The sequence below is a fragment of the Tenacibaculum halocynthiae genome, from assembly GCF_964512825.1.
Taxonomy (GTDB): domain Bacteria; phylum Bacteroidota; class Bacteroidia; order Flavobacteriales; family Flavobacteriaceae; genus Polaribacter; species Polaribacter halocynthiae.
Genome location: NZ_CAZELG010000040.1, coordinates 74,628 through 90,510, shown reverse-complemented (window position 1 = coordinate 90,510; position 15,883 = coordinate 74,628). Strand labels below are relative to the sequence as shown.

Sequence of the window (15,883 nt, the reverse complement as noted above, 5' to 3'; positions counted from 1 at the left end):
GATTTGTAGTGTATTAATATTAGATGTCCAGAAAAAAGCAATATATAGAAGAAGAGGTTATAGACAAAGCAATGCGATTGTTTTGGAGGAACGGTTATGAAAATACTTCTATGCAAATGCTTGAAAAAGAAATGGGGATAAATAAATTTTCTATTTACTCTAGTTTTGGTAATAAACATGGTGTTTTTATTAAAAGTATAGAGTTATACAAGCGTAAAACAAACAAAATGTTTACTAAGTTAAAAGAGGAAAATAATGGAATAAACGACATTAAAACATTTTTTTATGATTCTGTTGATGTTTGTTATCAAGAAGGTAATCATAAAGGTTGTTTAATGACTAACACTTACAATGAGTTTTCAAATACTACTGATTCTGAAATAAACGAATTAATTAATTTTTTTATGAATTCATTAAAAGAGATATTTATTCAAAAGTTAAAAGATGAATCAAAAAATGATGAAACAATATTAAAAGAAGCTAACTTTTTACTCTTAGCAAAACATGGATTAGCAGCTGCCACAAGAGTTAACAATAAAAAAGAGATATCTGATTATATTGAAATGATATTTAAAAATATTTAAACATTTTTTTTACAACAAAACTAAACGATCGTTTAGTTTTATAATTAAAAACCAATAATTATGAGTACATTAAAAATTCACACAATTGAAACAGCTCCTGAAGGAAGCAAAAAACTATTAAATAAATCATTAAAAGCTTTTGGTATGGTACCCGGATTACATGGCGTATTAGCCGATTCACCAGAAACATTAGATGCCTATCAAAAACTACATGAATTATTTTCAAACTCCTCTTTTAATAATGAGGAACTAACTGTAGTTTGGCAAACCATAAATGTAGAACACGGATGTCATTATTGTGTTCCTGCACATACTGGAATAGCTCATATGATGAAAGTTGATAAAAATTTAACTGATGCGTTAAGAAACAAAACTGCTATTGCCAATGAAAAATTAGAAATACTAAGAAATACAACTTTAGCTATAGTTAGAAATAGAGGTAGAATTTCTGATGCAGATTTGAAAGCATTCTTTGATGCTGGCTATCGTCAACAGCAAGTCTTAGAAATCATTTTAGGCTTAGCACAAAAAGCAATTAGTAATTACACTAATCATATTGCTAACACCCCTATAGATAAACCTTTTAAAAAGTTCGCTTGGGAAAATGAAATGCAAAAATAACACGAATAAAAAACCACATTAAAATAAATAATGTGGTTTTTAGTTTTAAATCATTTCTTCTTTTTCTTAGATTTTTTATCTTTTTTCTTAGATTTTACTTTCTTCTTTTTGGGCAATTTCCCCTTAATACGCTTTTCTTCTTCATCAATAGTATATGAAAATTCACTATTAAAACTGTGCTCTCTAGCTTTAATAACGCTTTTTAACGCCTTTTTGTATTTCTTTTTGGTCTCAAATAAAACTGCTTTTTTTAAATACAACACCGCTTTATCTGATCCCTTTACCCCCAAAGCAAAATCTATTAGCTTTTCTGCCTCTTCAAAATCTTCATTCCATAATAGCACATTGATGTAATTAGGATAAATATTAAATGCATGAATGTTTTCAGCTAAAGCCTCTGCATAATATTCTTTTGCTTTGTGATAATTGTATAATGCTTCGGCATGAATTCTCCCCATTAAACATAAGGCAATCGTGTTTTTTTCATCATATGCTAAAGCATATGTTAAAGCTTCAATTGCTTCCTCTAAATCATATGGATAAGCATCTATTGCTTTAAATATGTAATTATTTGCTAATGTTCCCATTTTATTTTCTTTTTTGTCATTTTGAAGAATCATCTAAATTTGTTAATATATAGAGAGATTACCTCTTTACCCTTCGCTACAATCGTAATGACGTTTTATATTGTTATTCTAATTGTTTTCTTAAATCAGTTTTTAGTTGATTCCGTTTTGTTTTAAAAGATTTCAATTTCTTTTGTTGTTTAAAATCTGAACCTGTAAATGTTCTAGTAGGATTACCTCTTTCTAAACTCAAATGATTTTCCCATTCACTTTTTATCGATTCTTTTAATTGACCAATATTATGATCTGCTATTTTTTCTTTTAATCGTAGTATTGCAGTCTTCTTATTTTGATGTTGTGAACGACTATCAGAAACCAATACTTGAGCTCCTGTTGGTATATGTTTTGCTCTAACAGCAGAACTTACCTTGTTTACATGTTGCCCACCAGCTCCTGAACTTCGAATTGCTTGAAATTGAATATCGTTTTCGTTAATTGTTTTTTCTTTATGTTGATTCAATTCATAACAACCAATAAACCAGTTTTTACGTTTATGATATTTTCTAAAAGTTGAGGTTCCAATCCATTGAATTGATCCTAACCAGTTCTTTAAAAAATCAGAAAGTTTTTTTCCTTTTAACTCAACAGTTACAGATTGTACTGTTCCATTTTCAATTCCATTAACTTTATGCAACACTGTATATTCAATCTTAGCTTCTATTAATTCTTTTAAAAATATTTTTAAAATTTTTGCAACTACCCATGCACATTCTGATGGGCCTTTAGCTGCTGTTATTTGTATTATTTTTGTGTCCATTATTTCTTATTATTTATATAATCCCTCTATTACAATGCTTGCGTTAGGGATTGAAGTGGCATCCTTTTTATAGCTTACATAAATTAGCGCCATTGCGAGGGACGAAGCAATCTGTTTATTAATTATAAGATTGCCACAGTTTACAAAACAGTAAACTTCGCAATGACAGCTATAAAAAGATATAGCGTAAAGCGCGACCTTTAGGTAACGCTCAAAGAATGCTATTTATCCATTCTTACAATTTTCGGCGTAAAGGTTCCTAACACTTCAACCAGTTCTTGTTGATTTGCCATTACTTTTTTAATGTTTTTATATGCCATTGGTGCTTCATCTACTCCACCTCCAATAAGACTTACTCCATTCATTTTTAATTGGTGTTTGATATCGCTTTTTGTAAATTTCTCTTTACACTTTCTTCGAGAATGTTTTCTACCAGCTCCATGAGAAGCAGAATTTAAACTTTCAGTATTTCCCAAGCCACGTACTATGTACCCAGGAGCTGTCATGGAACCGGGAATGATACCTAACTCACCTTTGTTAGCGGGAGTTGCTCCTTTTCTATGAACAATTAATTCTTGTCCATTCACCTTTTCTTTCCAAGCAAAATTATGGTGATTCTCAATTTTTGCAATTGCTTTTGCTCCTAGTAATTTACCAATTCGTTTATGAATATTATCGTGACATGCTTTTGCATAATCACCCGCTAAATTCATTGCTAACCAATATTCTTGTCCGTCATGAGTATTCAAATCTAACCACGCTAAATGTTGTACATTTTTTGGTAAAGGACATTGTTTCGTTGCTAAATACGTATAATGTTTTGCAATGTTTGCTCCCAATCCACGACTTCCACTATGCGTTAATAATCCTATATATTCTCCAATAGGCAAATCAAATTCATTATTTTCATCTGTAATAGTTACCACTCCAAACTCTACAAAATGATTTCCTCCACCTGAGGTTCCTAGTTGATTATATGCTTTAATTTTTAACCGCTTTAACAACGGTATATCTTGAAACTCGGTACGTTCAAATATTTCATGATCATGCTTCATTTTGTGCGTTTCATACATTCCGAATTTAGTATGCTCAGACAATATATTTTCCAACTGATGAACTTTCCCTTTTAAATAAGATGCTTTTACTGGATATACTGTTAAACACATTCTACAACCAATATCAACTCCTACTCCATAAGGAATCACGGCATTTTCTGTGGCCAATACACCACCTATTGGTAAACCATATCCTGCATGCGCATCTGGCATTAAAGCTCCTTGTACAGCAACTGGTAATTTTAAAGCGTCATACAATTGGTATTTTGCTAAATCGTCAATTTCATTTTCTCCATAAATACTAAATGGAACCCTAGTGTTTCGTAATTTGTGCATTTGTACCTCAACAGGTTTTACCAAACCTTCTGCAACTTTACCCCAAATAGCATTTCCCTGATATTTTTCTGGTGCTAACAATACTTGCTTTGCTTCCTCTAAAATGCGTTCTTTCTTTTCTCTTTTACGATATCTATTAATTTGCCCTAAGGCTATATTTATACTATTATTTTTTGGAAACCCTAATTTTATTAAGTCCTTTCCTTTTAATTTATTTCCCATGATATGTTGTCATTTATAATATCCTGTAAAGGATACTTTTTAAGAGCATTCAACTGTTTAGTTACTTGAAATTTTTGCTTGTGTTCTTCAGGAGTTCTCCAATAATTTCTCCAATAACTCTCTTGCCAAATTTCATAATAACCACTTTTATACAATTGTTGTTCTAAAAGATCTAACTCACTTTCAAGTTGAGGATCAATTCTTTTAGAATGTGTTATATAAGCTCTTGTATATTTAATTTTATAAGCTCCTTTTGGAATTCTTATATAAAATCGTTTTTTTATTTTTTTGTTTTCGTTTCTAAAAGAGAATACCGTACACATAGCTTGCGCCTTATATGTTAATCGATTAAATTGTTTTTTAGATATGGTTGGAAATTCTTTATATATTAAGTGTTTTGAGATTTTATGAAACCACTGTTTATCAGCTTTTTCTTTTGTTCTACCCCAAAAACTTTTTTCTATACAATCGTACAACTCTAAAATAGCCGCCTTGTTTTTATAGCGTTCTACATTTTCTGTTATTACAATTTCTTTAAACCAACCATGTCGTATAGGTTCTTTTAATTTTATGTACCCTAATTCTTTAATTTTTTGATAAATCTCTCTTTGCCTCTTTCTTATAATTCGAATGGCTTTCTGTCTTTGTTCTTTGATGTGTTTTGGTTTCAATGAACATATATTTAACTATTTATCACCTATCGGAAATAATTATTAACTCGTATGTTATTTGAAAAAGAGCATAAAAAAATCCGAAACTTTTTGGCTTCGGACTTTTCATATATAGGATAATTCTTATCTATGTGTGAAGAAAGTCGCGAAGCATGTGCACACAAGAACCTGGTTCTATTAGTGTACTTATGTTTAATTGGTATTTGAACATGTTACTTCGTTTTATAATTGTTTTGTTGCATAATTGCGATGCAAACTTAGAATCTATTTTTGAATTACACAAATAAAAACACTTTATATTTTACTGATAATCAATTAGTTGTGTTTGTTTTTAGAAAATAAAAATCCCGTCCGCCTTTTGCAGATTTATTAATTGACTGATACTTTGTTATGTACATTTTGTACTACACGATTCAAAGTGGATTTCAGGTTTTAAAATTTTTTATAAAAAAAAGCGTCCAAAAATTAATTTTGGACGCTTTTTACTTTTTATACTGTGAATTTCTACCTAAAATACAACTCACTAAGTCGCTTATTTGCGTCCTGATATGTGAATTTTAGTATTGTCATAGGTTTAAATTTTGTTTTATTCTTTAATTTATAAAATATATAAGAGAGTTTTAACTCTCTGTACTCTTGTTTCTTTTAGGAATGCCTATGGCATTGTAAGTATTTCTACTACTTTTCCATACACATTTTTAGTCCATCCGTTAATTCTTCCATGATTGTTACCTATTTGTAATCCTCTTTTATCATTTTTACCTTTTACAAGATGTGTAAAGCAGTTTCCACGAACTTTACAATAAACAATATCTCCAACTTCACATTGTTCCCAATTAATAGGCTTCAATTTTACTGGTTGTTTAGATTTTAAAAGAGGTAACATAGAATTACCTGGTTCTTTAGAAATAATGGTTTCGCCATTAGTCAATTTTTGAATTTTCCAATTCATATTATTATATTTTATAAATTATGTAACGCATTATTGTGTTACATATCTCATAAAATGATATAAGAACCTGTCAATGAACTGATGCAAAGATGCAATAAATTTTAATAAGCTGAAAATTTAATTTAAAAACGGCTCTACAAAACCAATAAATTCTAAATTTTCTTTTTTCCAACGAGCTCCATGTCCTGACGCTATTCTTATCTCATATACTATTTCATGTTTGTAATGATAATAAACATTCCACCATGTTTTATTTTTTAACATCCCAGCTAATAAATCTCTTACTTTTTCTTCTTTTTCAGCAGGATTTCCAATAGCCTTTCCCCAAAAACTATTTGTGGTTCTTTCTGAATGCTTTTCAAAAGCTCTCACAGCTTTTGAAATTTGTGCATTATAAAACGTAAAGCTTGCATTGTACACTTCCTTGTTTATTGGCGGAATTGCTTTTTCATCTTTAATTGTTGCTGATGTAATTCTTTGCCCTAAAACTATAAGGAAATCTTTAATTTTTACTTCCTCTAATTTTTGAATTAATTCAGGTATATTCTTTTCTTCTATTAAAAACTGAAATTTATTAAAGACCAAGATTCTATCAATTTTTATTTCTTCTTCAAAGTAGGGCTGCTCATATTTTTCGAGAAAACATTCTTGAGAAAAATAATTCTCGATATTAAATGCTATTGTTTCAATATGCTCATCCTTACATTTCAATAGGTAATGTTCTTCGTTTTCGCACAAAAACAACCTTTGTATTTCTTTTAACTTAAATAATATCTTTTCTTCTTTCATTTTATTTTTACTAACAGGTGATCAAAAAAGGATAATTTTCAGGAATTAAAACGTCAATAATATTAGTCCAGGATTTTGTTTTATCTAAAACCCAAGCATCAGAACTTACTCCAATAAAATTGCTTTTTACTATGAATTTATCAGGATTATTCTCTTGTATCACTTCCCAATTATACCCTTTTTCATTTGCATACTCTGTTAGCTTTGTTTTCATGCGTCCACTATTAGAAACTGGAGCATCAAATACCCAAACAACTTTTAAAACACTATACTTTTTAAAGAACTCAGCAAAAACTTCAATGGCTTTTTCAGTTTGACGTACACTTTTATAGGTTCCATATAAATTCGATAGATCTCTATACGCTCCATCTCTTCCTTTAAACACATAGGCTTCTGATAGTATACTTTCTAATAATATTAACTGATTAAATCCGTCAATAATTAATGTAGTTCCTTCTAAATTTTCAACAGGTATTTTAGTCTTTTCTCGATGCACAACAGCAGTTTCACTTGCCGACATTCCTTTTATTGCTTGTTGCTGTCTTTTATTCAATTTATAACGACTTCCTACTAATTCACAAGAAGAAGATTCACCATAACCCCGTTCTAGTAAAAAAGACATATCAAATACCGCTTCTTTTATTTTTCGTTGCATAAATACTTCTCCAAATAAATAATCGTCTCTTCCTTCTTTTCCTCTATTTTTTGACATTAAGTGTATAGTATTTGTTTCTTATAGAAATTAGTAATGAGTTTATTCTATCTAAATCAGGCTTTTCAAGCAAGTCAGATGCATTATAAATCAAGTCTAATTCTTCTCTCATTAATTCTGCTTTTCTAACTAGATCATCATATTCATATTCAGCATTTTTTATAGCTAATAAAAATTCTCTATCTTTTCTTCTAATATGTATAACTCCTTCTTTTCCTATTTCTTTTGCCATGTGTAATAATCGAAACGTATGCATCATATTTTTAGCGTCATAATTCTTATCATGAGAAATATTACTTTTATAACGTTCATCATTTCTTTTTTCCACCCAAGACCAGTACTCCTTATATTTTTTACAATACGATGAATATCCCTCCAAATTACAATATAACATTGCTATTGGTTGTTCTTCTTTTGAAATAGAACTCGTACAAACTTCATTTGCTCCTTCTCTTGAAATTCCTTGATAATTTGAAGACTCACTATAAAATAAATTAAAACAATTTTTCATATTCGGTATTTTTGTCAAACCGATATTTTCTTTTTCTAATGATTTTTCTTTTAGAAAATCTTCAATTTTTATAGCTCTCTTATCTGTTCTTATAGTACAAAAATCCTCAATAGTTTTTCGTTCGTTTTCAACTGGATTGACAATTTTCTTGTTTAATCCTCTTGCTTTTTTAATTTGTGTAAACGCATAATTAGCAAAGGACTTTCTACATAGTTTAGATAAAAAGTATTCTTTTTTAATCTCATCAAATAATGGATGTTTGTATAAAACACAATCTTCAGGAACGTTCAGCATCTCTAAAATATTCGGATTGTTCTTAGAGCATAATTCTATAAACTTTCTTAATTCATAATAAGCTATATCATTTGTTTCATTGTTTACCTGCCCAATATAATCTAAAGAATAAAATTGTTCTTTTGGCAAGATAAATACACCTCTAATATCAATGTCTGAAGTTGGTGTTTCTAAGCCATAGGCCCTACTTCCACTAATACATTCGAATAAAATACTTTCTGATTTTTTTAAATCCTCTAATGTCATTTTGTAATATTTTTGAAAAAGAGGTTAAACAAACCGTTTATTTACTCTTTTAAAAACTTAACTATTTCTTTCTTTTTATTAGATTTTATCTCTATAAAATACACACCAGGAGATAAGTTTGACACATTTAACTGATGGGTTAACTTAGGTTTTTTTAGTTCTATATTTTTTAATACTCTTCCACTTACTCCATAAATAGTTATAGTATTAAATACATTTTTATTTTTTACATTAACTATATTTCTTGATGGATTTGGATGAACAGAAAAATTATGTATAGAATATCCATGAACAGATAACGTATTTACCTTTAAATTTTCAGTATATATTAATTTATCTTCTCTACGCTTTATGGAAACAACATCTATATCACCATCAAAATCCATGTCTTTTACAAAGAAATTTGTAATAGAATTCGTTGTCCAATTATCACCTGGCACACTACTTATTGTTGTTCCATAAGTTTGAAAATCTCCTTTTCCGTCTAGATTTTCATACCATTTAATATTATTATTTGGTCCATATTCAAAAACAACATCTAAGTCTCCATCGAGATCCATATCTGCTAATTCACAATATTTAGTTGAGCTATAGCTTATTCTTTTACTATAACTAAATTGCCTATCTCCTCCTATGTTTTCATACCAAGCTAAATCTGAATCGTCATCACTTGGAGTTAAAATATCTAAATCGCCATCGTTATCTATGTCATCTATATCAAAATTTGGGTTCGTACCAGACACACCATATGAAATAACTTGTTTAGCACTAAAATTGCCTTTTCCGTCTTCATTTTTATACCAAGAAATTTGACGATCATTAATTGATTTAATAAATAGATCATTATCTCCATCATTATCAAAATCTGCAGTATAAATACAAAGTGGCTCATCAGATTCAGTAGATATAATTTGTTGCTCTCCAAAATTCCCAAGACCATCTAAATTTTTATACCATGCAATTTTATCATCTCTGCGTGACACAGAAACAACATCTAAATTTCCATCTTTATCTATATCTGTTATAGCTACCATTTGAGGAGACTTCACATCAGCAGTTAAGACAATTTCATCACCAAAAACACCATTTCCTTGATTTTTAAACCAAATAATTTTATTTCCAGATTCAGATACTGCAAAAACATCCATATCACCATCATTATCTATATCTTCAGCTATTACAAACTTAGGACTATAAACTGTTGTTGATATAATATGCCTTATGCTAAATTTTTGCTTTCCATTTACATCCTCAAACCAAGAAATTCTATTATCTCCATTTGATGCAACTAAAATATCAAGATCTCCATCATTATCAATATCAACTGGAAAACTTCCTATTGGATTACTAAAATATTCCGATAAAATATATTCAGCTTTAAACTCTCCAGTAGATTGATCATATTCACTGTAGGCCATTCCTGATTTTTGATTAGTAACGCAAGAAGAAATTACATCCTTATCACCATCACCATCTATATCAGCGGCAATTATTACTCCATTATTACTATTTGAGCCAATCTTATAAATATTTTTTCTCCCTGTAAATTTTTCTTCTCCATCATTTATAAAATAATATAAACCATCTCCATCTATTAAAATGTCAATATCATTATCACCATCTATATCATCCGCGAAAACAGCACTAATATCTCCACTGATATTCCCAATTATTTTTTTGGCCCCAAAAGTTCCTAATCCATCAGTATTTTCATACCATAAAAGCCTATCATAATAACCCTCTGCTACTAATACATCAATATCTCCATCGTTATCTATATCTATAGGAAAACCATTATTACTTACCTCTCTCTCATTAGTTATCTTATGTTTTTGGGTAAAAGTTCCTTTTCCATCTATATTCTCAAACCAAAACTTACTTCCTATAATTACGTCACCGTCACCATCTAAATCAATATCCTCAACAAAAGAACTTCCATAACTATCAATTGTCGTAATAGTTTGTTTTACTCCAAAATCTCCTTTCCCATTTTTGTTTTCATACCAGGCAGTTTGATATTTATAATCAAAAGAATTAAACGATATTAAAACATCATAATCTCCATCTCCATCTATATCATAATAATCTAATGATGAAACGCTTTCACTATCTTCAGTTATAAGATGTTTTTTTTCAAAATTCCCAAGTCCATCAAGGTTTTCATGCCAAAATACTTTTCCATTACTATCTGATGCGAATATATCTAGATCACCATCTTTATCTATATCAACAGCAAAAAGATTTGAATTAGAACCATTATTACTTTTATAAATAACTTTTGGTTCAACCAACCCTCCTTTATTAGGTTTGTTTTCATACCAAACTAAATTTCCTTCATAGTAATATGCAATAACATCCAAATCTCCATCACCATCTATATCAGCAGCATGAGAACCCGAAATACTAGAACCATAATTATGATTGTTAGTTATTACATTATCCTCAAATTTCTTTTGAGCATTTAAAACTGAGTACGTTGAACAAAAAAAGATTACTAAAATATATAAGTAGTTTTTCATTTTAATTTTTGTGACAAATTTAAAAAAATTGCTAATAAGTACAAGGAGTATGTTAGTTATTGATAACTAAGCAACCCATATTATCTCCAAATAGAAAACAGATTGCTTCTTTCGTACCTCAATCGCAATGACCTTTTTAAACGTTTTTTATAAAAAACCTATTAAAATCTTCTTTGTTGGGTTTTGTATTTAATAAACTGTTTTTCATCTCATTATTTTCTTCAACAATATTTTTCACCAAATTGATTAAATCATTATCAATATTCAACGTACTCTTTTCTATGTTTTTACTTTTTAACAAAATTAAATCATCTAATTTTTTTTGATATTTTTCTTCCAATAAAGAATACATTTCTCTTAATAGTACTGGCGGAATCGTTTTGTTTTTCACTATCCAATTAGCACATAAAGCTGTTCTAATAGCATAAAAAAAGCTTTTTATAGTCATTTCTGAAGTTCCTAATTTTTCTTCAAATCCTTTATTCATGCTGTGATAGTGATAAAACCCTGAAACTGGATTAAAATTTGAGCTAGCTAATTCTTTAATATCTTGAAGAAAAACCTCATCTGCTCTATAAACAACTGATGAAAACAACCACCCTAAAAACGATGCGTTTGATTTAGATAACAATTGTAATGCCTTTCGGATATCCCATCCTGAACCATCCAAGTCATCATCGGTCATAAATTGAATCGTATCTTTTTGCTCCCAAAGGTTTAAGTACCATTCTCTTTTGTGTTTATATACAAATCGTATATCATAATCAGAATCTGGAGAAGCAAAGTCCCAAGCTCTGCTCCCCGATTCTACTGCAAATAATATTTCAATATCTTTTTCACGTTCTAAATTTGCTAAGTACTCTAAAATTCTCTTTTCCATTGTTTTTAATTATTTTTTGTACAACATAAATGAAGTATACAAAAGACCAACTCCTACTAGACCAAAACCCCAAACAAGTTTAAAATTAATTTCTCCTTTTAAAATTGCAATAATTCCAACTAAAGTATACACTAAACCTACTACAAAAAATACCTGAGACCTTTCTTTTGACTTTCTTTGAATCTCTTTCTTTGATTCTTCAAACAAATTAACTATTTCTGTATCATCAAACCCTAATTCTTGTAATTCTCCATCTATTACTTTTTTCGATTTAAAATTGACTACACTTTCTATAACATAATCTTTAATACTATCTTTTTTTAATTTAAAATCATTATCGTTTTTATCAGATAAATCATCGTCAAAAAAAAATTCATAACCATGGCTATCATCATGTTTTTCGTATTTTTCAATAGCAACTCTTGCAGCTTTTTTAGCCAAAATCAAAAGATCAAATTCAGTATACCCATTTCCAATTTCCATGGAAAAACAATATCTTTCATAAGCTATATAAAAATCATACAATCCTTCAATCAAATCATTTTCAACAGACAACTTACGTATCTGTTCAATTATAGTGAATATCTCTTCTAAGTCAATTAACTCTATAATTAATCTACTCTTTTCATATATTTCTAATGCTATTAATTCATTTTTATGGGTATGCTCAATCAATATTCTCAAAAGATCATTTTTCAAATTATCTCTTTTAAAATTTAAAGTTATCAAATCGAAAAATAAAGACTCTGGTTTTATAGTTGCTATTTCAGCTAAATAATATAAATCTTTTTCAAAATGATTTTTATCAAGCCTATCAATAATTACTTGATAAGCTTGCCTTTTTAATCTTCTATTTATTTCTTTTATTTTCATTTTTCCTTTGTCTTCTTTTATTCTTCCAAGGTGCATTTTTTTGCCAATCACCTGCCATAATACAACCGTAAGGCACAACCTCATCAATAACTTCACCTAAACCAAATTCTTCCATTTGGTTACGAACACTCTCTGCATTTTTATAAGCAGAAGGTAACTCAGTAATATCAATTTCATTAGAAAAAAAACGAGCATCTATACCTTTAGTTTCTTCTTTAAAAATTTCTTCAAAAGTTCCTGTTTTACTCTTTCTATGCTGTGTTCTACTAACATTTCGACCAGCTCCATGCGGTGCAAATCCTAAATTACTTTTAGTCGTTTTTCCTTCCACAATCAATACTGGTTCACTCATGTTTAATGGAATTAAACGTGGCCCAGTAATATCTGGCATAAACTTAGCATCTAACGGAGTTGCCCCCTTTGCATGGTAAAACAAATCGCCCTCTTTAAATACAAAATTATGCTCATTCCAATACCTGTTTTCTTTTTCAATTCCTAACTTATCTAAAGTTGCATCATGTAAAACTTCATGGTTTAACTTTGTCCATTTTCTTATAATTTGTAATGCTTCCCAATAGTTTTCTCCTTCTTCAGAATCAAACGGAATCCATGCATTTTGTTTTAATGTTTGTGGAGACAATTCTTTTCTAAATTGTTCTGCAACTTGCATTCCTCTTGAATACAAATTCGCTCCAAAACCTCTACTTCCATGATGTGTTACCATCATTGTATTTCCTGTTTTTTTAGAAGTACCAATAAATAGAAAGTGATTTCCATCTCCTTGTGTTCCTAAATGGCTTCTTGCAGCAGAAATACATTTTTGAGTATTCAAAAAAGGATTCGCTTCAATTTCTGCTAATAAATCCATCGGAAAACGAAACTGTGTGTTTCTATCTCTACCTCCTGACCCAAAATGTGTGCTACTATGTGCAGCATCTAACACTTCTTTCGGATCCGCTTTTCCAAAGTCAGTTAACATAACAGAACAACAAATATCAGCACTATGCATCCCTGGATGAATCGCATTTTTAGCGACCACTACTCCACCTACTGGAATAGTTCCAGCTGGTCCAGTAGGACAAGCATCTGGCATTATAGATCCATCAACAATCGTTGGGGTTTTCATTAATACTTCCATTGAAGTGATTACTTTATGTACATTGTCTTCTTCTAACTCATTCTCTGCTTTAATATTAATATTAAAACTCGCTGGATTTTCTAACAATGGAATTTCAGGTCCTGAACGAAATTGCTCTAAGTATTCTAATGTTTCTTTTTCTGACAACTCATTTGAGTTTATATATTCCATCGCTTCTGGAAACCATTTTCCTGATTTGAATCCCATTTCAATTAATTCTTTTCCTGTAATTTTAGTTTTATTTTCCATCATTTTAATTTTTTAAGCTCCACAAACTCCTTGTTTTGTGGAGCAATTACTATTGAAAGTTATTTACTTTCTTATGATTCCGGTACAAATATTACATACCATTACGCAATCTTTTTGCGTAGATGAAATTATTTGTTATTTTTATAAAAAAATTAGCCTTGGACTTAAAAAATCGTTTTAAAAACCTTGTTTCAGCTTATACTTCAAATAAAGACTTAATAGATTCTTTTTGGAATACTCTTGAAAACAACTACACTGAAAAACATAGAGTTTATCATAATTTTTCTCATTTAGAAGAACTATTTACTTATTTTGACACCTATAAAGTTGAATTAAAGAATGCTGATATAGTTTCTTTTTCTATTTTTTATCATGATATAATCTATAATATTTGGAAAAAAGATAATGAAGAAAAAAGTGCCCTCGTTTCTTTAGATCAACTCTCAAAGATTAATTTATCTTCTGATTTCCTAGAAAACATTCACCAGCAAATAATTGCCACAAAAACACATGATGCTATTGATAATGACACAAAATGGATGATAGATTTTGATTTAGCAATTTTAGGTACATCTTCTGAAGTTTATTCAAATTATTCTAAATTAATTAGAAACGAATATAAACTAGTTCCTAATCTTCTTTATAAAAAAGGGCGTAAAAAAATTTTACAACACTTTATTGATAAACCTTTTATTTATGCTACTAATGAATTTAGACGCTTATACGAAAATCAAGCAAAACTTAATCTTACTAATGAACTAAATGCTTTATAAATGGCTTCAAATAAAAATGCATTAATCCGCTATAAAACTATTGATCAATGTTTACGAAATACCATGCGAACTTGGACTTTAGATAATTTAATTGAAGCTTGTTCTGATGCGTTGTATGAATATGAAGGAAAAGATGTATATGTAAGTAAGCGTACTATTCAGTTAGACATTCAGCATATGCGCAGTGATAAGTTAGGATATAATGCTCCTATTGAAGTATATCAACGGAAGTATTATAGATATTCAGAAGATGATTATAGCATAAAAAACATTCCTGTTACTGATGCTGATGTAAAGGTTATGAATGAAGCCATAGAAATGTTACGTCAGTTTAAAGACTTCTCTTTGTTTAAAGAAATGGATGGTGTTTTACAACGATTGGAAGATTCAGTTTATTCTTCCAACAAAAGTAACAGAGCCATTATTCATTTAGATAAAAATGAACAGTTAAAAGGCTTAGAGTTTATAGATCCTATTTATAACGCTATTCAACAAAAAAAAGTTATTAAAATTACCTATCAATCTTTTAAAGCTAGAGATGCAAACATCATGGTTCTTCACCCTCAGTTATTAAAAGAATATAATAATAGATGGTTTTTATTAGCTACCCATAAAAATAATTATATAACATTAGCATTAGATAGAGTTTCTAACATTGCTATTGAAGAAAATATAGAGTTAAACGATTTACAAATTGATGGCGATATTTTTTATAAAGATGTAGTTGGAGCAACCGTTACTAATTCAAGACCACAACGTATTCAATTTTGGATTGAAAAAAGACATGCTCCATACGTAATTACTAAGCCACTTCATAAATCACAACGTTTAATAAAACGTGTAGAAGATGGTGTTATATTTAACATATTTGTGAAAACTAATTTTGAACTCGAACGTTTGTTATTAGGATATGGAGATTCTATAGAAATACTAAAACCTGAAAAACTAAGAAACCAAATACTTCATAAACTAAAAAATACTATTAACAGATACTCTAATTCTGAAAACAATGAAGGTGACTAAAAAAACTTATTATAATTTTTATATATTTGTAACAGAGAAATTCATGTAACTC

The 15,883-nt window shown here is 29.3% G+C and carries 16 protein-coding genes; 4 read left to right on the top strand and 12 right to left on the bottom strand.

Translation table 11 applies throughout. From position 1 onward, the window contains the following. Nucleotides 1-23: 23 nt before the first annotated feature. Together ACKTTQ_RS15315 and ACKTTQ_RS15310 are read left to right on the top strand one after the other, a co-directional pair. Nucleotides 24-584: a TetR/AcrR family transcriptional regulator gene (locus tag ACKTTQ_RS15315; protein ID WP_408049727.1), complete on the top strand. Its 561-nt coding sequence runs from the start codon at nucleotides 24-26 to the stop codon at nucleotides 582-584. A gap of 60 nt (nucleotides 585-644) precedes the next feature. Continuing rightward, nucleotides 645-1,205, top strand: a complete 561-nt coding sequence (locus ACKTTQ_RS15310) for a carboxymuconolactone decarboxylase family protein (RefSeq protein WP_408049726.1) — start codon at nucleotides 645-647, stop codon at nucleotides 1,203-1,205. A gap of 50 nt (nucleotides 1,206-1,255) precedes the next feature. On the opposite strand, the gene ACKTTQ_RS15305 is transcribed toward ACKTTQ_RS15310, so the two are convergent. From ACKTTQ_RS15305 to ACKTTQ_RS15250, 12 genes are all read right to left on the bottom strand, one after another. Then, nucleotides 1,256-1,825, bottom strand: coding sequence for a hypothetical protein (locus ACKTTQ_RS15305; protein WP_408049725.1), 570 nt, complete (start codon nucleotides 1,823-1,825; stop codon nucleotides 1,256-1,258). 70 nt (nucleotides 1,826-1,895) lie between these two features. Further along, nucleotides 1,896-2,588, bottom strand: a complete 693-nt coding sequence (prfH, locus tag ACKTTQ_RS15300; RefSeq protein ID WP_408049724.1) for a peptide chain release factor H — start codon at nucleotides 2,586-2,588, stop codon at nucleotides 1,896-1,898. 221 nt (nucleotides 2,589-2,809) lie between these two features. Continuing rightward, the gene (locus ACKTTQ_RS15295; protein WP_093869814.1) at nucleotides 2,810-4,201 is read right to left on the bottom strand and encodes an RtcB family protein; all 1,392 of its coding nucleotides are present in this window, start codon (nucleotides 4,199-4,201) and stop codon (nucleotides 2,810-2,812) included. Beyond that, on the bottom strand, nucleotides 4,186-4,872 hold the full coding sequence (locus ACKTTQ_RS15290) for a hypothetical protein (protein WP_408049723.1): 687 nt from the start codon (nucleotides 4,870-4,872) through the stop codon (nucleotides 4,186-4,188). The genes ACKTTQ_RS15295 and ACKTTQ_RS15290 overlap by 16 nt, the downstream gene beginning before the upstream one ends. A 655-nt stretch (nucleotides 4,873-5,527) precedes the next feature. Further along, nucleotides 5,528-5,824: a phage repressor protein gene (locus ACKTTQ_RS15285; protein WP_113786091.1), complete on the bottom strand. Its 297-nt coding sequence runs from the start codon at nucleotides 5,822-5,824 to the stop codon at nucleotides 5,528-5,530. 117 nt (nucleotides 5,825-5,941) lie between these two features. After that, a complete protein-coding gene (locus tag ACKTTQ_RS15280) occupies nucleotides 5,942-6,613 on the bottom strand; it encodes a hypothetical protein (protein ID WP_408049722.1) in 672 nt (223 codons plus the stop codon). Nucleotides 6,614-6,623: 10 nt separating this feature from the next. Continuing rightward, on the bottom strand, nucleotides 6,624-7,325 hold the full coding sequence (locus ACKTTQ_RS15275; protein ID WP_408049721.1) for a DUF434 domain-containing protein: 702 nt from the start codon (nucleotides 7,323-7,325) through the stop codon (nucleotides 6,624-6,626). Next, nucleotides 7,312-8,376, bottom strand: coding sequence for a nucleotidyltransferase domain-containing protein (locus ACKTTQ_RS15270; RefSeq protein WP_408049720.1), 1,065 nt, complete (start codon nucleotides 8,374-8,376; stop codon nucleotides 7,312-7,314). Before ACKTTQ_RS15270 ends, ACKTTQ_RS15275 begins: the two co-directional genes overlap by 14 nt. Nucleotides 8,377-8,417: 41 nt before the next feature. Further along, nucleotides 8,418-10,895: a T9SS type A sorting domain-containing protein gene (locus ACKTTQ_RS15265; protein WP_408049719.1), complete on the bottom strand. Its 2,478-nt coding sequence runs from the start codon at nucleotides 10,893-10,895 to the stop codon at nucleotides 8,418-8,420. A gap of 136 nt (nucleotides 10,896-11,031) precedes the next feature. After that, nucleotides 11,032-11,775, bottom strand: coding sequence for a nucleotidyltransferase domain-containing protein (locus ACKTTQ_RS15260; protein ID WP_408049718.1), 744 nt, complete (start codon nucleotides 11,773-11,775; stop codon nucleotides 11,032-11,034). Nucleotides 11,776-11,784: 9 nt separating this feature from the next. Continuing rightward, a complete protein-coding gene (locus ACKTTQ_RS15255; protein WP_408049717.1) occupies nucleotides 11,785-12,684 on the bottom strand; it encodes a hypothetical protein in 900 nt (299 codons plus the stop codon). Continuing rightward, nucleotides 12,626-14,038, bottom strand: a complete 1,413-nt coding sequence (locus tag ACKTTQ_RS15250) for an RtcB family protein (protein WP_408049716.1) — start codon at nucleotides 14,036-14,038, stop codon at nucleotides 12,626-12,628. Before ACKTTQ_RS15250 ends, ACKTTQ_RS15255 begins: the two co-directional genes overlap by 59 nt. Before the next feature lie 119 nt (nucleotides 14,039-14,157). Between ACKTTQ_RS15250 and ACKTTQ_RS15245 the strand changes: the two genes are divergently transcribed. After that, on the top strand, nucleotides 14,158-14,808 hold the full coding sequence (locus ACKTTQ_RS15245) for an HD domain-containing protein (RefSeq protein WP_408049715.1): 651 nt from the start codon (nucleotides 14,158-14,160) through the stop codon (nucleotides 14,806-14,808). Beyond that, complete coding sequence (locus ACKTTQ_RS15240; RefSeq protein ID WP_408049714.1) at nucleotides 14,809-15,831, top strand: helix-turn-helix transcriptional regulator; 1,023 nt, start codon at nucleotides 14,809-14,811, stop codon at nucleotides 15,829-15,831. It begins immediately after the preceding gene. The last annotated feature ends 52 nt before the right edge of the window (nucleotides 15,832-15,883 follow it).